18 protein-coding genes are annotated in these 17952 nt (G+C 66.7%); 12 read left to right on the top strand and 6 right to left on the bottom strand.

The features are described from left to right. Positions 1–48: 48 nt before the first annotated feature. Positions 49–1479 carry a serine hydrolase domain-containing protein gene (locus ACZK1G_RS14455; protein ID WP_101765751.1) on the top strand — a complete coding sequence of 477 codons (1431 nt, stop codon included), beginning with the start codon at positions 49–51 and terminating at the stop codon, positions 1477–1479. 16 nt (positions 1480–1495) lie between these two features. Here ACZK1G_RS14455 and ACZK1G_RS14450 read toward each other — a convergent pair whose 3' ends face one another. After that, a complete protein-coding gene (locus ACZK1G_RS14450) occupies positions 1496–1888 on the bottom strand; it encodes a DUF3037 domain-containing protein (protein WP_049443217.1) in 393 nt (130 codons plus the stop codon). Then, positions 1866–2642, bottom strand: a complete 777-nt coding sequence (locus ACZK1G_RS14445) for a HipA family kinase (protein WP_021202746.1) — start codon at positions 2640–2642, stop codon at positions 1866–1868. The genes ACZK1G_RS14450 and ACZK1G_RS14445 overlap by 23 nt, the downstream gene beginning before the upstream one ends. Positions 2643–3106: 464 nt before the next feature. Here ACZK1G_RS14445 and ACZK1G_RS14440 point away from each other — a divergent pair, with 464 nt between their 5' ends. From ACZK1G_RS14440 to ACZK1G_RS14430, 3 genes are all read left to right on the top strand, one after another. Beyond that, positions 3107–3436 carry a hypothetical protein gene (locus ACZK1G_RS14440; RefSeq protein WP_049443219.1) on the top strand — a complete coding sequence of 110 codons (330 nt, stop codon included), beginning with the start codon at positions 3107–3109 and terminating at the stop codon, positions 3434–3436. A 168-nt stretch (positions 3437–3604) separates the two neighbouring features. Beyond that, the gene (locus tag ACZK1G_RS14435) at positions 3605–6067 is read left to right on the top strand and encodes a S9 family peptidase (protein WP_101765750.1); all 2463 of its coding nucleotides are present in this window, start codon (positions 3605–3607) and stop codon (positions 6065–6067) included. A gap of 190 nt (positions 6068–6257) precedes the next feature. Then, positions 6258–6578 carry a hypothetical protein gene (locus tag ACZK1G_RS14430; protein WP_101765749.1) on the top strand — a complete coding sequence of 107 codons (321 nt, stop codon included), beginning with the start codon at positions 6258–6260 and terminating at the stop codon, positions 6576–6578. A gap of 10 nt (positions 6579–6588) precedes the next feature. On the opposite strand, the gene ACZK1G_RS14425 is transcribed toward ACZK1G_RS14430, so the two are convergent. Further along, the gene (locus ACZK1G_RS14425; RefSeq protein ID WP_101765748.1) at positions 6589–7572 is read right to left on the bottom strand and encodes a hypothetical protein; all 984 of its coding nucleotides are present in this window, start codon (positions 7570–7572) and stop codon (positions 6589–6591) included. Between the two features lie 138 nt (positions 7573–7710). Here ACZK1G_RS14425 and ACZK1G_RS14420 point away from each other — a divergent pair, with 138 nt between their 5' ends. Both ACZK1G_RS14420 and ACZK1G_RS14415 read left to right on the top strand, forming a co-directional pair. Continuing rightward, positions 7711–8676 (top strand): DUF2268 domain-containing putative Zn-dependent protease, encoded by a 966-nt coding sequence (locus ACZK1G_RS14420; protein WP_014037711.1) that lies wholly within the window; start codon positions 7711–7713, stop codon positions 8674–8676. Between the two features lie 49 nt (positions 8677–8725). Beyond that, positions 8726–9508, top strand: coding sequence for an SGNH/GDSL hydrolase family protein (locus tag ACZK1G_RS14415; RefSeq protein ID WP_101765747.1), 783 nt, complete (start codon positions 8726–8728; stop codon positions 9506–9508). Here the strand turns inward: ACZK1G_RS14415 and ACZK1G_RS14410 are convergent. Then, positions 9483–10367, bottom strand: coding sequence for a LysR family transcriptional regulator (locus ACZK1G_RS14410; RefSeq protein ID WP_101765746.1), 885 nt, complete (start codon positions 10365–10367; stop codon positions 9483–9485). The genes ACZK1G_RS14415 and ACZK1G_RS14410 overlap by 26 nt on opposite strands. 104 nt (positions 10368–10471) lie before the next feature. Between ACZK1G_RS14410 and ACZK1G_RS14405 the strand changes: the two genes are divergently transcribed. Together ACZK1G_RS14405 and ACZK1G_RS14400 are read left to right on the top strand one after the other, a co-directional pair. Next, positions 10472–11602 (top strand): agmatine deiminase family protein, encoded by a 1131-nt coding sequence (locus ACZK1G_RS14405; RefSeq protein WP_197622054.1) that lies wholly within the window; start codon positions 10472–10474, stop codon positions 11600–11602. A 67-nt stretch (positions 11603–11669) separates the two neighbouring features. Next, entirely contained in the window at positions 11670–12392 is a 723-nt protein-coding gene (locus tag ACZK1G_RS14400; RefSeq protein ID WP_478447610.1) for a hypothetical protein, read from the top strand. Positions 12393–12395: 3 nt separating this feature from the next. On the opposite strand, the gene ACZK1G_RS14395 is transcribed toward ACZK1G_RS14400, so the two are convergent. Beyond that, a complete protein-coding gene (locus tag ACZK1G_RS14395) occupies positions 12396–12941 on the bottom strand; it encodes a thioesterase family protein (protein ID WP_012511531.1) in 546 nt (181 codons plus the stop codon). A gap of 69 nt (positions 12942–13010) precedes the next feature. Between ACZK1G_RS14395 and ACZK1G_RS14390 the strand changes: the two genes are divergently transcribed. The 4 genes from ACZK1G_RS14390 to ACZK1G_RS14375 all read left to right on the top strand — a co-directional run bounded on the left by ACZK1G_RS14390 (position 13011) and on the right by ACZK1G_RS14375 (position 15669). Beyond that, complete coding sequence (locus ACZK1G_RS14390) at positions 13011–13586, top strand: TetR/AcrR family transcriptional regulator (protein ID WP_049443225.1); 576 nt, start codon at positions 13011–13013, stop codon at positions 13584–13586. 53 nt (positions 13587–13639) lie between these two features. Then, positions 13640–14023 (top strand): nuclear transport factor 2 family protein, encoded by a 384-nt coding sequence (locus ACZK1G_RS14385; RefSeq protein ID WP_049443226.1) that lies wholly within the window; start codon positions 13640–13642, stop codon positions 14021–14023. A gap of 153 nt (positions 14024–14176) precedes the next feature. Further along, positions 14177–14956, top strand: coding sequence for a hypothetical protein (locus ACZK1G_RS14380; protein WP_101765744.1), 780 nt, complete (start codon positions 14177–14179; stop codon positions 14954–14956). Positions 14957–15150: 194 nt separating this feature from the next. Then, positions 15151–15669: a hypothetical protein gene (locus ACZK1G_RS14375; protein ID WP_049443319.1), complete on the top strand. Its 519-nt coding sequence runs from the start codon at positions 15151–15153 to the stop codon at positions 15667–15669. A gap of 46 nt (positions 15670–15715) precedes the next feature. On the opposite strand, the gene ACZK1G_RS14370 is transcribed toward ACZK1G_RS14375, so the two are convergent. Next, a complete protein-coding gene (locus ACZK1G_RS14370; protein ID WP_101765743.1) occupies positions 15716–17824 on the bottom strand; it encodes a TonB-dependent receptor family protein in 2109 nt (702 codons plus the stop codon). Positions 17825–17952: the final 128 nt, after the last annotated feature.

Raw genomic sequence — 17952 nt, 5'->3', positions numbered from 1 at the left:
CGCAGCCTTGGTCTAGGATGCATCCAGGGATCCCGCAAAGGAACGGCCATGAAGGCGGTTGGACGTTTGTTTCTCTGCAATGCGCTGGCCTGTTCGGTTCTGATGGCTACCCCGGTTTTTCCAGCAGTAGGCGCAACCTCTTCCGAGCGCGCACATCCACGTGCGCAGGACGCCATCGATGACTGGCTGGCGGCCTTCAATGCTGGCAGCCTCGAGGATCTGCAGGCATTCGCCGATACCTACGGGAAGAAGGAGGGCAGCAGCCCAGGGGACTATCTCGAATTCCGCGGGAGCACCGGCCCACTGCGCGTACTGGAAACAATCCAGAGCACGCCCAACCAGGCGAAGCTGCTGGTGATGGGTCAGCTGAACGAACGTGCGATGTGGGTGACGGCCGGCATGGACCCGGACAACCCGTCGCACGTGAAGCAGTTCCAGATCGAGGGCACTGAAACGCCGGGCAAGTACAAGCCGGCACGGGTTGCATTGCCTGTCCTGATGGCCGATGCCACAGCAAAACTGGAGGCGCTGCGGGCGCAGGACGCGCTGTCGGGAGCGCTGCTGGTGGCGCGGAACGGCGAGGTGCTGCTGGACTGGCGCGGTGGCGAGGCGAACCGCGAAGGCGGCATTCCGGTGGATGCGGATACGCGCTTCCGGCTGGCCTCGTCCAACAAGATGTTCACCTCGGTGGGCATCCTGCAGCTGGTACAGACCGGCAAGCTGGGGCTGGACGATACGATCGGCATGCACCTGCCGGACTATCCGAACAAGGCCGTTGCCGGCGCCGTGACCGTTCGCCAGCTGTTGACCCATACCAGCGGCCTGGGCGATTTCTTCGGGGATGATTTCGACCAGTATTCCGCCTCGCTGAAGACGCTGGATGACTACGTGCAGCGCTTCGCCAAGGATCCGCCGCAGTTCACGCCTGGCAGCCAGGACAGCTATTCCAACTATGGCTTCATCGTGCTCGGGCGCATCATCGAGGCCGTTTCCGGGCAGTCGTACTACGCCTATGTGGAGGAGCACATCCTGCGTCCGGCCCGCATGGCCGGCACCGGCTTCGAGCCGGAAACAGTGACGGTGCCACAGCGTGCCGTCGCCTACACGAAGCAGGATGGGCAATGGATGCGCGAAACGAAGTCGCTGCCCTGGCGCGGCATGTCGGCCGGTGGTGGTTACAGCACGGTAGGCGACATGATGAAGTTCGCCGAGGCGCTGCAAAGCGGAAAACTGGTCTCACCTGCATTGCTGCAGCAGGCCACCACAGCGCAGAACCACAAGGGCTGGTACGGCTATGGTTTCGTGGTGCAGGGCGAGGGCAGGGAGCACCAGTACGGCCATGAAGGTGGTGCGCCCGGCTCCAACAGTGCCATCGTGGTGCTGCCCGCGCAGGGCTATGTGATTGTCGGGCTGGCCAATGTCGATCCGGATGCGATCGGCAATGTGGTCAATTACATCGCGCGACGGGTGCCACTTTGATCGTGACGCGTGCCGGTCATTCCGGCACGCGCACCATCTTCGTCATCAGGTGTTCCACCACACCCGCAGGATCGGCGGTGCGGCCGACATGCGTGCTCGACATCTGCACGACCGAGCTGCGCTTGGCGGTGAGGAAATGGAAGCGCGCGCGCGCGGGCAGCTGCGCGATTGGTCCGGCGGTCGCGTCGCCGCGGCAGATGGCCACGATCGCATCCAGCCATGGCTGCAACGCGTCCTGGTCCAGCGCCGGCGCGAACGCGTGCAGGCGTGCCGGATCAATCTCGATGGCCGCTTCCAGATGGCGTGCGCCGGGGCAGGACACGATCACCCCGACGTTGATGAATTCCTCGCGTTCCACCCGCGGTACCACGCGGATGACCGCGTAGTCATACGTGTGCAGCGTGGGCACGGATGGCCTCCTGCACGAACACCGCACGCACTTTCAGGCGGTGCTTGAGATAGTCGATGTAGCCCTGGCGATAGGCCTGCGGGCTGTCGAATGCCGGCTCGTTGACCAGCCAGCTGTCCGGCACCAGGCCGACGATCCGCTCGATCTCGGCGTCGGTCAGGCGGGCGGCCAGCTCGGCATCCACCTCGGCGATGCGGCTGGCGAACGACAGCAGCACGTGGTCGCGGATCAGCACGAAGGGCTTCTCGCAGGCATCGCCGGCGTTGGCCCAGTCGTGATGGAAGTACATCGCCGCGCCGTGATCGATCAGGTACAGCTTTCGATGCCACACCATCAGGTTGGGATTGCGCGTGGTGCGATCGACATTGCTGGTGAACGCATCGAACCAGACGATGCGCGAGGCCAGGTCGGCATCCACCGGCATCGCTGCCGGGTCGTAGTTGATCGCGCCAGGCAGGTAGTCCAGGCCCAGGTTCAGGCCCTCGCTGGCGCGGATCAGCTCCTGGATCTCCGGGTCGGGCTCGGTGCGGGCGAACTCGCGGTCCAGCTCGACGAACAGGATTTCCGGAATCGGCAGACCGAGCGTGCGCGCCATTTCGCCGGCGATCAGCTCGGCGATCAGCGCCTTCGGGCCTTGGCCGGCGCCACGGAACTTCAGCACGGCCATGCCGTCGTCGTCGGTCTCGACCACGGCTGGCAGGGAGCCACCTTCCCGCAAGGGGGTGATGTAGCGAAGGGCATGTACGGTGCGCATGGCCGCATTCTAGCGTGGCGTCCGGGGCAAGCGTGCCGCGGCAGGGTGGGGCGGCAGCTTAATGAACGGGTACCGCGCGAACCACCTGTTACAGGTCGCCTGCAATCTTCACTTGTTCCTTCCGCGCAGAGTGGCAGCATTCGTTCCAACGGAGCAACACACCCGCGTGTGACCTTCAACAGGAGGCCCTCATGCCGCTACAGTGCAGCTGTCACGCTTCACCGTGTATGCAACGCAACGCGTGGTGTTGACCTTGACCTTGACCTGACGCGGTCACGCCATCGGCGCAGATGGCCATCCCCCCGCAGTTCCAGATACCTTTCGCCCATCGCGCCCCGGCGTTGCCCGGTTGGTCCTGCGATCCAGGTACTTGCGCCCCAAGAGAGACCCCTGCGTTGCCGTCAACGCTGGCAACGTGGGGCCGCCGAATCCACGCTATCCCCACAGGCTTTGGAGGTGCTCCGATGAACGACGAATTCAATCCCATGCTGCCCCCACTGGATGATGCGAAGGCCGAGGAAATGATCGGCAAGGTCGTGCTGGTGGGTGTCACCCGCTATGGTGGCGACGGCCAGGTGCAGGGTCTGGAGCAGTACGCGGGCACCGTGCTGCGCATCAGTGCCGACGAAGGCGTGGTGCTGGCCGACGAAGACGATGGTCACGAGCGCTACCTGCCGCCCATGCTCGACCAGTACCAGCGGGCCGAGCCAGGCGAATACCGCATGCGCAACAGCGGCATGATCGTGGTCGACCCCGATTACCTGACGGCCTGGGACCTGCACGCCCAGCAGTGATGACAGACCACGCCTGGCAGATGCCGGCCCATCGCCGGCCTCTCCGGGCGTGTCCCACTTTGCCCCATCCGGACACTAGCCCTTCCGGCCCATTCACCCCAACCCCTGCGGTGCTAGATTCGGGTCCATGCCCGATTCCGGGTACCCATTCACACCCAGGGGATAAGGATGCTGATCCGTCGAACCTCTCTGGCGGCGGCTGTTGCCGTTGCCACCGTCGGCCTGCTGGCCGCTGGCCCGGCCTTCGCTGATTACGCGAAGCCGCCGGAACACCTGCTCAAGGTGCTGAAGGCACCGCCGCCGCCGGCACCGAACGTGGCCCCGGGTGGGCAGCGCCTGCTGCTGACCACCGCGCAGACCTACCCGTCGATCAGCCGCGTGGCCCAGCCTTACCTGAAGCTGGCCGGCGTGCGCCTGGAGCCGAAGAACCGCAGCCGCCATGACACGCCCGGCGGCTACGGCATTCCGGCCTGCGTGGCCGATTTCACTCTGGTTGATATCGGCAGTGGCAAGGAAACCAAGGTGAACCTGCCGCAGGGCTGCGCCACCGGCGCGCTGTGGTCGGCCGATGGCAGCCACTTTGCCTTCCAGAACGCGGTCGATACCAGCGTGCAGCTGTGGGTGGGCGATGCCGCCACCGGCCAGGTGAAGCAGGTGCCGAACGTGCAGCTGAACCCGATCTTCGGCAACACCGTGCAGTGGCTGGGTGGCAGCCAGAACCTGCTGGTGAAGCTGGTGCCGGCCAACCAGGGCCCGGCGCCGTCCAATGGTGGTGTGCCGAACGGTCCGGACGCGCAGGAGTCGCTGGGCAGCAGCGGCGAAAGCAGCACCTACGAGGCCCGCGACACGCTGACCAGCGTGCATGACGAAAAGCTGTTCGCTTACTACGGTGCCTCGCAGCTGGCCGTGGTCGATACCGCCGCGGGCAGCGTGCGCCCGGTCGGGCAGCCGGCGCTGTTCAACGAGGTCAGCGCCGCGCCCGATGGCGTGCATGTGCTGACCGAATCGATCAAGGCACCGTACTCGCATGCGGTGACCTACCAGCGCTTCGCCAATGATGTGGCAGTGCTGGATATCAGCAACGGCCGCAGCACGCCGATCGCCAGTCTGCCGCTGGCCGACCGCGTGCCGGTGCACGGCGTGCCGGAAGGCCCGCGCGGTTTCGACTGGCGTGCCACCGATCCGGCTACCCTGGTCTACGCCGAAGCGCTGGACAAGGGTGACTGGAAGGTCAACGTGCCGCATCGCGATCGCGTGCTGATGCTGAAGGCCCCGTTCAACGGCAAGCCGACCGAAATCACCCGCACCGCGCAGCGCTTTGAAGGCTTCGCGTGGACCGCCGATCCGGCCGTGGCCTTCCAGTACGAGAACGACGAGAACCGTCACTGGATGCAGACCCGCATCGTCGACGTGGACCAGCCGAAGAAGGAAGGTCGCCTGCTGTGGGACATGTCCAGCGATGAGCTGTACGGCAATCCCGGCAACCTCGTGTTCACCCGCCTGCCGAATGGCGCGCAGGTCGTGCGCCGTGAGGGCAACCACGTGTTCCTCAGCGGCCGTGGCGCCTCGCCGCAGGGCGATCGTCCGTTCCTCGACCGCCTGGACCTGGGCACGCTGAAGAGCGAGCGCCTGTTCCGTAGCAGTGCCGACGCCTACGAACAGTTCCTCGGCTTCAGCAACACGCCGGGCCGCTACCTGACCTGGCACCAGTCGGTGATCGATCCGCCGAACGCCTTCATCCGCCAGCAGGGTGAGGCAGTGGCCGATGCGAAGGCCGGCGAGGCGCAGTTCGCCTCCACCACGACCGCGCTGACCAAACTGGTCGACCCGACCCCGGAAGTGCGCCAGATCAAGAAGCAGCTGGTGACCTACAAGCGTGCCGACGGCGTGGACCTGTCGTTCACCCTGTACACGCCGCCGGGCTACAAGGAAGGCCAGCGCGTGCCGGCGATCCTGTATGCCTACCCGGCCGACTTCGCCAACGCCGCGCAGGCGGGGCAGGTGTCCGGTTCGCAGCAGACCTTCACCCGCCTGCAGCCCTACCGCCTGATGCTGCTGGCCGGCTACGCGATCATCGACAATGCCTCGTTCCCGATCGTGGGTGACCCGAAGAACGCTTACGACACCTACCTGGAGCAGTTGGAAGCCGACGCCAAGGCGGCGGTGGACAAGGCCGTGGACATGGGCGTGGTCGACCGCAACCGCATCGGCGTGACCGGTCACAGCCACGGCGGCCTGATGACCGCCAACCTGATCGCGCACACCAACCTGTTCAAGGCCGGTGTGGCGACCAGCGGTTCGTACAACAAGACCTTTACCCCGTTCGGCTTCCAGAACGAGCGTCGCTCGGTATGGCAGGCGCAGGACGTGTACCTGAAGGCCTCGCCGTTCTTCTATGCCGACAAGATCAAGCTGCCGCTGCTGCTGGTCCACGGTGAGGATGACGCCAACCCGGGTACCGAACCGTTCCAGTCGCGCAAGCTGTACCAGGCCATTCGTGGCAACGGCGGCACCACCCGCCTGGTGATGCTTCCGAACGAACCGCACTGGTACACCGCGCTGGAATCGAACGAGCAGCTGGTGTCGGAGATGCTGAACTGGTTCGACACCTACGTGAAAAACGCCAAGTAAGGCAACGGGAAGGCCGCCTTCGGGCGGCCTTCCTGCCTCCTGTAGAGCCGAGCCCATGCTGTTCGCATGTAAACAGAGGCAAGCGCTCTGCAATCAACTGTGGAGACTCGGTAACGACGTGTTACCGGCACATTCCCGCGTCATGCAAATGGGCTAGGCTGAGGCCGTGTGCTCGTTCCAGGTCGGTGCAATGAAAGCCATCCTCCTTGCTGCAATGCTGTCGTTGGCCTTGGTCTCGACTGCATATTCCCAGCCGTTGCCCACCGAACTGGCGCAGCTGGGCATTGTTGCCGGCATGCCCTATGCCAAGGCCAAGCGCCTGATGGATGCAGCAGGGTGGCAGGCGAGTCCGGCACAGGGCGCCCCCGAGTCACTTGAGGGCTTTCCGGAAGTCGGATGCCAGAAGGGCGGAAAGCAGTGCGCAACGACCTTCGAGAAGGGCGGGCAGCAGATCGCGGTGCGGCTGGGCACTACCCTGGCAGGGCAGCCGTTCGTGCAGGGCGCTGACTGAGCATCCGCCCTCACGCCAGCGGTAGGCGGTCCTGCGCGTGCGACAGGCGATCGTGCAGTTCGCGCACATGCTCCGCCTTGGCATGCACCCGGGAAGTGTCGCCGAAGCTGCGCAGATAGGCACAGGCCGCGAAGCCGGCACTCTTCTTTTCATACTCGGCAATCCAGGCCAGTCGATCCGGATTGTTGGCCTGTTCGGCTGACCAAGCGGCCACCGGCGGCCGGATGCGGTACTTCAGGCCAACGCGCCACGGCTTCGGTGTCAGTCGCGCACGGAAGCAATGCTGCAGCCGGCACATGCGCGCGTACAGGGTGTCGGTGCCCAGTGCCTTGAAGAATGCCTGCAGCTGCTCGTCCTCAGGTGAGAACGTGGCATGCATCGCCAGCACGCGCAGCCCCGCCGGTGTGCGGTAGGCCCGCAGGTGCCAATCGGGATGCTGTTCGCTGAAGGCGTCCACGCGCTTCAGCGCAAGCCCTTCAGCACCACCGGCAGCGGCCAGGCGCTGCTTCCGCCGCATCAGCAGTGCCGCGTTGGCCAGCAGCACTGCCGCCACGCCCAGTACCAGGCCCACCAGCCAATGCCAGAGCACGGTGCCGATGATGGCGCCGGCAAGCAGCACGGCCGCAGCGACGATGGCCGGTATCACGCATCCGGCCGGCGGCTGCGCATGGTCGATGTCGGCAAACAGCACGTCGGGGCTGTTGAGGCACAGCGCGCCATAGCTGTTGCGGGTGATGATGACATCGCCGTCGCGCTGCACGATCTGCTCGCGGATCGGTACGCCCTCCACACCGTAGTTGCTGCGCACTTCGCGACGCGGCAGCACCTGCCCGGCGATGATGGCGTTGAGGGCTTCATGGGCACGTGCGTCGGCGTGGGCCTGGGCTTGGGCAGGTCCCTCGTCGGACCAGCCGAAGCGGCGCACGACCACCGGCCGGCCACGGAAACGGGCCTGCAGGCGGGCTTCGGCCCAGTACGCGGGAACGATCATCATCGTGCGGTGCTCCATCATCCATGGCAGGTGCCAGAGTGAGTCTGGCACAGCCCCGAAGGGCCTGCATATGCCCGCTGCGGTAGCTGGGGCGGAGTGGTAGATTGCGCGCTTCGCATGCACTCCACCAAGGACGGAGCGATGTCCAGTTTCCTGCGTTGCCTGCTTGCCCTGGCCTGTGCCGGGGCGGTCGGCGTGGCGTCGGCGGGTACCCCGCCGGGGCCGCAGATCCTCACCACCGATGCCAGCCGCTTCTACGCGCTCTACGACAGTACCGGCGGCAAGCCCAGCGTCGCCCAGTTGGCCGGTTACCTGGCCGAAGGCAGTACGGGCCTGGGTGAATTGGCGAAGGCGCGACGGGTCACGCCCGAGCGTATTGCCGAGGCCATTGCCAGCCAGCCCGAAGTGTATGCGCAGGGCCGCGCTTGCCTTGCGGAGCTGCCGGCGGTGAAGCAGCGCCTGGTGCAGGTGTTCGCCAATCTGCAGGCGATCTACCCGCAGGCCACGTTTCCGCCGGTGACCATCGCGGTCGGCCGTGGCCGGCCGGTCGGGCTGACCTCGAAGAGCGGCGTGATCATCGGCCTGGAAGCGCTGTGCGCAGCCGATTTCATGAATCCCAATGTGCAGGACCGCTTCGTGCACGTGATCGCGCACGAGTACGTGCACATCCAGCAGACCGGCCTGACCGATTTCGAGCCGGGCGACCCGCATGCGACGGTGCTGCGTGTTTCGCTGGGCGAAGGCATTGCCGAGTTCATCGCCGAACTGATTTCCGGCAACGTCGGCAACGGCCGGCACGCCGCCTGGACCCGTGGCCGGGAGGTGCATATCGAAAGCGCCTTCGCGTTGGATGTGGACAGCACCGATCTGTCGCCGTGGCTGTACAACTACAAGCCGGGCTCGCAGGAGCCTTACGACCTGGGCTACTGGGTGGGCTACCGCATCGCCAAGGCCTATTACCTGCAGGCCAGGGACAAGCGCGATGCGGTACGTGCGCTGATCCAGCAGGACAACCCGAAGGCGATCCTCGCCGCCAGCGGCTGGACGCCAGGCATGTGGATGCCGGCCAAGGTGACCGGCGTGGCGGCACGGTCGGCGGCACGCTAGGCGCGGGGCCACGCGCTAGACTGGCCCGGACATTCCACGGAGAGACCCCATGCGTTCCTTGTCCGGCGGCGTGGCCGCGGTTGCCCTCGGTATCGCGCTGAGTGCCCATGGCGTGGCGGCCGATGTGCCCGCCATCAACCCGTTGCTGGTGGAACCTGTCGAGCGCCTGCGCCAGGACGAGGTGCGCTTCATGCAGCAGCGCCTGGCCGATTGGCCGGAACTGCAGCGTTACCGCGACGCCAACGCACGTCTGCCTGCCGCCGTACCTGGGCAACCGCGCGTGGTGTTCTTCGGTGACTCGATCACCGAAGGCTGGGGCAGGGAGGGCAGTGCGGCGTTCTTTCCCGGCAAGGGCTGGCTCAACCGCGGTATCAGTGGCCAGACCACGGCGCAGATGCTGGTGCGCTTCCCGCAGGACGTGCTGGCACTGAAGCCGCAGGTGGTGGTGATCCTGGCCGGCACCAACGACATCGCCGGCAACACCGGCCCGTCCACCCAGGCAATGATCGAAGACAACCTGCACGCGATGGTGGACCTGGCCCGCGCACACGGCATCCGTGTGGTGCTGGCATCGGTGCTGCCGGTCAGCGATTACCCGTGGCTGCCGGGCACGGCACCTGCGCCCAGGGTGCGTGCATTGAACACGGCGTTGAAGCGCTACGCCGATGCGCAGCAGCTGGTCTATCTGGACTACTACACGCCGATGGCCAATGCGGCTGGTGGGCTCGACCCGCAGTTGGCCGACGACGGCGTGCATCCCACGGCGAAGGGCTATGCGGTGATGGCGCCGCTGGCCGAGGCGGCGGTCAAGCGCGCGCTGCGGCAGAAGTAGCTCGGGCGGGCAGGTTCGCCAACAGCCACTCGCAGAAACTGATCACCAGCGGATCTGCCGCGCTGTCCTCATGCACCAGCCAGCTCCAGCGCGGGCCGCGCACGCGTGCATCATCCAGCGGTTGCAGCAGGCCTTGATCGCACGCACGCGCGCTCAGCAGTTCGCTGACCAGCGCGATGCCCAGCCCTTGGCACGCGGCATCCAGCAGCTGCCCGGGCTCGGAGAAGTTCATGCCCTCGCGGCGCTGGCCGACATCGGCGCCGCCCTGCACCTGCCATTGGCTCCAGTCCATTTCGCGCTCGCCATGCAGGGTCAGTCGTTCGTGCATCGGTGTGGCGAGCAGGGCCGGATGGCAGGCCGGAAAGAGGCGGTCCTGCAGCAGCACGCGGTGCTGGCACTGCGCCTGTGAGTCGAGGTCATCGCGTACCGCCACGTCCAGCGTCTGCGTGGTCATGTCCGGCGCTTCCTCGCTGGTCAGCAGCCACAGATCGGCGTCGGGATGCAGCCGGTGGAAGCTGGCCAGGCGTGGCACCAGCCAGTGTCGGGCGAAGGCCGGGCTGGTGTTGACGATCAGTTGATTCGGCTTGCGGTACTGATCGAGCCGGCGGATGCCGCTGGCCAGCTGGCGCAGCAGTGACTGGGTGGTTTCCAGCAGGTCGATGCCGGCGTCGGTGAGGGTGACGCTGCGGCCTTGCCGGAAGAACAGTGGTTGTTGCAGCGACGCCTCCAGCCCGCGGATCTGCTGGCTGATGGCCGACTGGGTCAGGTGCAGTTCCTCGGCCGCCCGGTGGAAGCTGCCCAGGCGGGCGGCGGCCTCGAAACCACGCAGCGCGTTCAGCGGGGGCCAATGCTTGAGCATTCTGATAAGAAAAACTGTTCAGTTGATGGCTGAATCTATCGTTTGTTCTTATGGATGGGCAAGCGCAGCATAGCGCCCATCCCACACCGGCCATGGAGCCTGTCATGACCAACCGTCGTCACTTCCTCACCCAACTGGCGGGCGCCGCCGGCCTTGGCTGCTTGGCCGCGCTCGGCCTGGCCGGGCTGCCGGGTCGCGTATCCGCAGCAGGGCCAGGTGCGGGGACTTGGCGCATGCCGGACGAGCACGGCCCACAGGAACGCGTGTTTCTGGCCTTCGCCGCGCAGCCGCGGGTGTGGGGCGCGCAGGCCGATGCGGTGAACGCCGCCGTGGCGCGGCTGGCCCGTACCATCGCCCGCCACCAGCCGGTCAGCGTGCTGTGCCGCCCGGCGCAGTTGAAGCAGGCGCAGGACCGCTGCGGCCGCGACAACATCGAGTTCCTCGAGGTGCCGCTGGATGACATCTGGGTGCGCGACTACGGCGGGTGCTTCGTCACCGATGGCCAGGGCGGGCTGGGCCTGGTCGACTTCAACTTCAATGGCTGGGGCGGCAAGCAGAGCGCGCGCAACGATGGCGCGGTGGCACCGTGGCTGGCGCAGGTGACCGGTGCCACGCTGCTGGAAAGCGATCTGGTCGGCGAGGGCGGCGGTATCGAAGTCGACGGCCATGGCACGGCCATCCTTACCGAAAGCTGCTGGGTCAACCGCAATCGCAATACGGACTGGTCGCGCGCGGACATCGAGGCCGAGCTGAAGCATCACCTCGGCCTGCGCAAGGTGATCTGGCTGCCCGGTATCGCCGGCAGGGACATCACCGATGCGCACGTGGACTTCTATGCCCGTTTCGTGCGGCCGGGCGTGGTGATCTCCAACCTGGACAACGATCCGGAGTCCTACGACTACGATCTGACCCGCGAACACCTGCAGATCCTGCGCGCGGCCACCGATGCCGATGGCCGTCGCCTGCAGGTGCACACCCTGCCGCCGCCCCTGGACGGGCGCGACAACGTGCATACCCGCGACAACGACGATCTGGCCATGGGCTACATCAACTACCTGCCGATCAACGGCGCCGTGGTTGCGCCGCAGTTCGGTGACGATGCAGCCGACGGCTTCTGCCGTGAACTGCTGGAAGACATGTATCCGGGCCGCGTGATCGAACAGGTGGATATCGATGCGATTGCCGGCGGCGGTGGCGGCATCCATTGCGTGACCAAGAACATGCCGAAGGTCTAGTCCGTCACGGTACAGTGGCGCGGAAGCCGGCCACGCAGGGTGGCCGCCAGGGACGATGGAGTGGGTGATGCGGAAGGGAATCCAGGGCTGGCTGCGCCGCGGCGGCGCAACGATGGCAGTGCTGCTGGCCGCCGTGCCGGCGTTCAGTGCGGACACGGCGGCGCCTTCGCCGCTGACGCGTGAACCGGTGGGCGGCGTTTCGTTGGCCGAATGGACCGCCCGATGGTGGCGGTGGGCCGACGGCCAGGGCGGCGCGCCCTATCTCGACCCGGATGGCCGCGTATGCGATGTGGGCCAGGAAGGCCCGGTCTGGAACCTGGCCGTCACCAACGGCCGTTTCCGGCCACATCGCGAATGCGTGGTGCCGGCCGGCAAGTACCTGTTGCTGCCGATCATCAACATGGCGCACTACCAGGTGGATGAGCGTGTGACCTGCAAGGAGCTGCAGGCCGGGGCAGCGGTCAACAACGATTACCTGATCAGTGCGGTGGTGCTGCTGGACGGCCAGCCATTGGGCGACATGCGCAGGCATCGGGTCCGCAGCGAAGGCTGCTTCCGCATGGATGCCGATGACGAACACTCTCGGCTGGCTGCCGCCGATGGGTATTGGGTGATGCTCAAGCCGTTGCCGCCGGGACGGCATACCCTCAGCGTGGGCGCCAACTACGGCGTACCGGATGGTGGCGCGTACAGCCGCATGCGGCAGTCCTTCGAATACGTGCTGCACGTGGGAGGGCGTACCCAGGTCGTATCGCGCGGACAGCCCACGATGCCGATGGCGGCTCCCTGACGCTCAGGCGTCGTCCTGCTTCAACGCCGCATCGGCGGCCAGCAGCGCTTCGGCGGCCGCACTGAGCGGCGGCGACGGCGGGGCGACCACGCCGATCGCTTCCATCATCTTCGGCATGCCGAGGAACTGCCGCGCGCGGCGGTCGTAGATGCCGGTGACCAGCAGCGCGCGCGTGGCGATCTTCTGCTCGGCACCGATCAGCACCCGCTGCTCCATGATGCCGCGGGAGCCGACCCAGCCAACCAGCCGCGTCTCCAGGGTGAAGCGCTGGAACGGTTTGAGCTCGCGACGGAACTGGATGGTGCCGGCACCAACGATCGGTGCCCACTTCTCGCGCAGCGCCACCCGGCCCAGGCCCATGCGCAGTATCAGGTCCAGCCGGCCCAGGTCGAAGATGTTCCAGTAGCGGCCGTTGGTCATGTGCAGGTTGCTGTCCAGGTCATTGGGCAGTACCCGGAACTGCAGCCGCGAGACCCCGAACGGGGCCTCCAGCTTCGGCCGGAACAGGCTGCACAGCAGCAGATGGAGCAGGCGGAACCAGAGATTCATGGCTATGACGACTGTTATAGAACGGCCGGTACGCTAATCTATGACGACTGTCTTAGCAAGGAGCCTGCCGTGAGTCCGCGACCCTCTGATGCGCCTCAACGCGTGATGGATGCTGCGGCACAGATGCTGGCGCGCGTGGGCCTCAATGCCACCAGCATCCGTGAAGTGACGAAGCTGGCCGAGGCGCCGCTGGGCTCCACCTACCATCACTTTCCCGGCGGCAAGCAGGAGCTGCTGGCGCGCGCCACCCACATGGCCGGCGACAAGGTGGAGGTGCTGCTGGTGGAGCTGCTGAAGGGTGGGGCGGTACAGGGCCTGCAGCAGTTCCTGGCGCTGTGGCGCGAGCGCCTGCTGTGCACTGGTTTCCGCGCCGGCTGCCCGGTGCTGGCCGCTGCCGTGGAGGAACCGGTGGAGGCGACGCCCAGCCAAGCCCGCGCGGCGGCTGCCGAGGTGTTCGCGCGCTGGCAGGGCCACCTTGCAACGGCGTTCGTCGCCGAAGGGCATGCCCCGGCGGCGGCGGATGAACTGGCCAGCCTGGTGATCGCCAGCGTGGAAGGTGCGGTGGCGATGTGCCGCGCGCTGCAGGACATCGCCCCGTTCGATCAGGTGGCCGCGCAGCTGCTGAAGGCTGCCGCGCGGCCTTGATCGGCCGGTGCTGGCAGGCGAGACTCGCCAGCAGCCCACGACTGGATGCCGCCATGGACGAACCGCACCGCCGTCAGTTGATCGAGCACTACCTGCAGGCCTACAACCGCTTCGACATCGACGCCATGCTGGCGGTGCTGGCGCACAACGTGCGCTTCGAGAACCACAGTAATGGCCAGCTGACGATGGTCACCGAAGGCATCGATGCCTTTGGCGAACTGGCACGGCAGTCTGCGCGCCTGTTCCGGGAACGCGAACAGCGCTTGCTGGCGCTGGTGTTCGATGGTGATCGGGCGACGGCGACGATTGGCTGGCGCGGCGTGTTCGCGCAGGATATTCCCGATGGACCGCATGCGGGCACCGAGCTGGAACTGCAGGGCCAGAGCGAGTTCGTGTTCGCTGGTGGCCGCATCGAACGGATCACCGACCGCAGCTGAGGATCGGCCGCTTGGAACCGCCGTCTGGACAGCGGACCTGCCCGCGGTAGAATCCGCCCATCACCGCTTACGCGTGCCCGGCAAGGATGTCCGCATGCAGTATCAGGTTCCCGACGTTCCCGGTCGCCATGCCTCCCGCCCGCTGGCGGCTGCATGAAGCGCTCGCGCCACTTTTCACGCAGCCCGCTGAAATTGCCCGTGAACCGCGGCGGCGAAGTCGTGCGTGCGCGCCGGCACCTGCAGCAGCGTGGTTGGCCACGCCTGCAGATGGCGCTGATCGTCGCCCTGACCGGTGCGGCCGGTTTCCTTGCCTCGTACCTGCTGCGCCTGGCCGGTATCGACGCGATGCTGCTTCGCTACCCGATGGCCGTGCTGCTGGCCTATGGCGTGTTCCTGCTGCTGATGTGGGTCTGGATCCGCTGGCGTTGGGACAACGTGCTGGATGGGCTGTCGCCGGATGTAGGCGGTAGTGGCGCATCGCCGCGCGGTAGTGCCATGGAATCCCCGTGGAGCGGCGCCGGCGGGCGTTCCGGCGGTGGTGGTGCATCGGCATCGTGGAACGAGTCGGTGCCGGCCGGTGGCGGCGATGCCGGAGAGCTGCCGTTGACCGGGCTGGCCGAAGACGAAGCGGGCCTGCCGTTGCTGGCCATCCTGGGCCTCGTCGCGCTGGTGGCGACCGTCCTGCTGGCCAGCGTGTGGGTGGTGTGGTCGGCGCCGGTGCTGATGGCTGAGCTGCTGGTGGACGCGGCCATCGCCGGAGGCCTGTACCGGCGCATGCAGGGCATGCAGCAGCAAGGGTGGTGGCGGGTATGCGTGTCGCATACGATCTGGCCGCTGCTCGGGCTGCTGCTGTTCTTCGCGATGCTGGGCTGGCTCGCGCAGGAACTCGCGCCAGGTGCGAGCCATCTGCTGCAGGTCATTCAAGCGCTGTAGCTGGGGTGCGTACTTCATATGGCCAGCCCCGGCCCGTTTTCAGCGGCAATGGACAGTGGGCTATGATCGCGGTCGCCCAGGATTCGTGTCCGGGTGGTTTCACCTATCGGGAGCTTGTCGTACTGCATCTGGAACAGGGGCGCTGGATATCCGAACGCCCGCTGGGACACACAACCACTGACGAGGAAGAGCGCATGGATGTCGCTGCACGCAGGAACAGGTCGTTGTTTCGTTGGATCATGGTGACGCTGCTGGCGGTGTTGTTGCCGTTTGCAGCACTGGCGCAGCCCGAAGCCGGGCAGGCCGAGGGCGCCGAAGCCGCCACTGCCGCGGAAGAGGCGCAATGCCGCGCCTGTACCTATGAGCGCATTGGACCCAAGGTCGATATCGGCCTGGTGGCACTGGTGTCGCTGCTGGTGGTCGGCCTGCTGATTGCCGCGTCGCGGGAATGGGGCACCACCTCGCAGCGCTGGACCTGCCGCACGCTGGCCCTGCTGCTGGTGGGCATCGGCGCAGCGTTGCTGTGGTGGGCCGGCAGCATCCTCTACCTGGGTTACAACCCCTGGCAGGAGCAGCTCGCACCCGGCGACGGCTCGCTCGGTGCCACGCTGCTGAGCACGTCGCCGAAGTGGCTGGCGGCACTGGTGCTGATCGGCTTCGCGCCTTCCATCTGGAAGCGCAGCGAGCGCCTTCCTGCCTGGCGCATCGGCTGACCCTGGAACGGCGGCGCCGGATCACGCCCGGCGCCGCCTGCGGCCATCAATCAAAGCGCCAGCGCACACCTGCGTAGACGCCACGACCTTCGCCCGGCGTCGAGCGGGCGACATCCCTGCCGGCATCGTCGTAGCCCGGTGTGACCGTGGCGGCGTAGTGGCGGTTGCCGATGTTGCGCATCTCCGCCCAGGCCTGCCAGCGACCGCCGGGTGCGTCGTAGCCGATGCGGCTGCCGAAGATCACATGGCTGTCGGCCCAGTAGCTGTTGGCGTAGTCGACGGCGATGCGCGAGGCGTATTCGGTATTGAGCGCGGCGTACAGGCCGGACGCGTGATCGAAGCGCAGCTCGGCCTGGTAGGCGTGGCGCGGCAGGCCGGGCAGGCGGTTGCTGCCGAAACGCGCATCGTGGCGATAACGGAAGTCGCTGAAGGTGTACGCCTGGCGCAGCGACAGGCGGCCCGGCGCAGACTGCCACAGCGTGCTGTCCAAGCCGGATTCGATGCCGCGGTGAACGGTGGGGCTGGCGTTGTTCTCGGCGATGAACAGGTTCGGCACCGGCTGCAGTTCGACGCTCAGTAGTTCGTGGTTCACGTGCGCGTAGTAGCCGGTCAGTTCCCAGCGACCCAGCGCCGCGTCACCGCGCGCGCCCAGTTCCAGCGTGGTGGCGGTCTGGTTCTGCATCGGCACCGGCGCGCGCTGGCGGCCGCTGGACGGGCCATTGCCCGGCCCGAAGTACTGGTTCGAGCCCCAGATCATCGACCACGGGTGCGGCGCCTCCACCGAACGGCTGAGGTTGCCGAACCACTGGGTCTGCGCGCTGTGCTGCCAAGTGAAGCCCAGTCGCGGCGCGTAGTCCCGGTCGTGGTCGCGCAGGCGGCCGCCGCTGCTCGGCCAGGTCACCTGCACATCGCGGCGGGTGTTGATCAGTGCCAGCCCGGTCTGCATGCGCAGGCGGTCATTGAAGGCGAGGGTATTGCTGACGTGCAGCGTGCTGTCGGTGCCGTGGTGGCGGAAGTCACGTGTGCGCGTGCCGGCGGCATAGCCGTTGCTGGCAAAACGCAGCGACTCGCGCACATCGGCATCCAGGTCATGGGTGACGCGCAGGCCGACCGCGGTTTCGCTGTCCAGGCCGAACAGGCGGTGCCGGTGGCGGTAGTCCAGCGTGGCGTTGAGGTTGGCGTAGTCCAGCTGCTGGCGGTACAGGCTCTCGTTCAAGTCCATCGGGTACTTGTGATAGACCAGTCCCGCCTGCAGCGAGGAATCCTCATCGATCTGCAGCGTGGTGACGTTGCCCACCCACGTGCTGCCGGGCTGCGGGCGACGTGCATCGATGGCCAGGTTGGCCGGGTTGGCCGCATGCGGGTCGTTGCGGATCTGGTCGCGGGTCAGGCGACCGGGTGTTTCGTGATTGGTTTCGCGGTAACGCACGAAGAAGCGCGTCTGCAGGTCGGGCGTGATCTGCCAGCCGATGTTGGCCATTGCGCCCTTGCCGTCGCCGCGCGCATGGCGCTGATAGCCATCGAACTCGGTATCGGTGTAGGCCAGGAAGTAATCGACATCGCCACTGACGCCGCCCCAGCTGATGCCGCGCTTCTGGTAGCCACGGCTGCCGGCTTCGTAGTGCAGCTGCACGCCCGCCGAATCACGGCCGCTGCGGCTGACGTAGTCGATGGCACCGCCCAGCGCCAGCGCGCCACGCTCGAAACCGTTGGCGCCGCGCAGTACTTCCACGCGCGACAGCCACAGCGGTTCCAGCAGCTCGTAGGGCGTGCCGCCCGGGCCGGTCAGTGGCAGGCCGTCGATCGACACCGCAATACCCGAGGCATGCGCGCCGGGGCCCCGGTTGATGCCCGAGCCACGGATCGAAATCTTGGTGCCCTCATTACCCGGCGACTGCGCGCTGATGCCCGGTTGGTAGGCCAGCACATCGGCACTGCTGGACAAGCGGCTGTCGGCCTTGGCCACGTCGATGACGTTGCTGGCGCCGGGTACGCGCTTCAGCGCCTCGCGCGCCTGGGCGCTGGCATCGGCGGCAGTGACCCGCACCGCATCGAGGGTGGTGGCCTGCGGCGCAGCAGCGGCGGTGGTGGAGAGGCCAAGGGAAACGGCCAGGAACAACAGCGACGGGGTGGGGCGGTACGACGAGAGCGACATGCGGAAATGCTGTAAACCACTAAATTGGTGCGCAAGTTAACAGGTCGGCGGCCCCGCGTCACCCGCCGCCCGCGTATGGGCTGCCCGCAACATCCATGTAGCGCCGAGCCCATGCTTGGCTCTACAGC

The sequence above is a fragment of the Stenotrophomonas sp. 109824_Sma genome (assembly GCF_056480025.1).
This window is presented reverse-complemented; position numbering and strand designations above follow the sequence as displayed.

What these genes read in the sequence shown, in the direction of transcription:
- ACZK1G_RS14455 (WP_101765751.1), top strand. Translation starts at nt 49, where the DNA reads ATGAAGGCGGTTGGACGTTTGTTTCTCTGCAATGCGCTGGCCTGTTCG.
- ACZK1G_RS14445 (WP_021202746.1), bottom strand. Translation starts at nt 2,642, where the DNA reads ATGCGCACCGTACATGCCCTTCGCTACATCACCCCCTTGCGGGAAGGT.
- ACZK1G_RS14440 (WP_049443219.1), top strand. Translation starts at nt 3,107, where the DNA reads ATGAACGACGAATTCAATCCCATGCTGCCCCCACTGGATGATGCGAAG.
- ACZK1G_RS14435 (WP_101765750.1), top strand. Translation starts at nt 3,605, where the DNA reads ATGCTGATCCGTCGAACCTCTCTGGCGGCGGCTGTTGCCGTTGCCACC.
- ACZK1G_RS14430 (WP_101765749.1), top strand. Translation starts at nt 6,258, where the DNA reads ATGAAAGCCATCCTCCTTGCTGCAATGCTGTCGTTGGCCTTGGTCTCG.
- ACZK1G_RS14425 (WP_101765748.1), bottom strand. Translation starts at nt 7,572, where the DNA reads ATGATGATCGTTCCCGCGTACTGGGCCGAAGCCCGCCTGCAGGCCCGT.
- ACZK1G_RS14420 (WP_014037711.1), top strand. Translation starts at nt 7,711, where the DNA reads ATGTCCAGTTTCCTGCGTTGCCTGCTTGCCCTGGCCTGTGCCGGGGCG.
- ACZK1G_RS14415 (WP_101765747.1), top strand. Translation starts at nt 8,726, where the DNA reads ATGCGTTCCTTGTCCGGCGGCGTGGCCGCGGTTGCCCTCGGTATCGCG.
- ACZK1G_RS14410 (WP_101765746.1), bottom strand. Translation starts at nt 10,367, where the DNA reads ATGCTCAAGCATTGGCCCCCGCTGAACGCGCTGCGTGGTTTCGAGGCC.
- ACZK1G_RS14405 (WP_197622054.1), top strand. Translation starts at nt 10,472, where the DNA reads ATGACCAACCGTCGTCACTTCCTCACCCAACTGGCGGGCGCCGCCGGC.
- ACZK1G_RS14400 (WP_478447610.1), top strand. Translation starts at nt 11,670, where the DNA reads ATGCGGAAGGGAATCCAGGGCTGGCTGCGCCGCGGCGGCGCAACGATG.
- ACZK1G_RS14395 (WP_012511531.1), bottom strand. Translation starts at nt 12,941, where the DNA reads ATGAATCTCTGGTTCCGCCTGCTCCATCTGCTGCTGTGCAGCCTGTTC.
- ACZK1G_RS14385 (WP_049443226.1), top strand. Translation starts at nt 13,640, where the DNA reads ATGGACGAACCGCACCGCCGTCAGTTGATCGAGCACTACCTGCAGGCC.
- ACZK1G_RS14380 (WP_101765744.1), top strand. Translation starts at nt 14,177, where the DNA reads ATGAAGCGCTCGCGCCACTTTTCACGCAGCCCGCTGAAATTGCCCGTG.
- ACZK1G_RS14375 (WP_049443319.1), top strand. Translation starts at nt 15,151, where the DNA reads ATGGATGTCGCTGCACGCAGGAACAGGTCGTTGTTTCGTTGGATCATG.
- ACZK1G_RS14370 (WP_101765743.1), bottom strand. Translation starts at nt 17,824, where the DNA reads ATGTCGCTCTCGTCGTACCGCCCCACCCCGTCGCTGTTGTTCCTGGCC.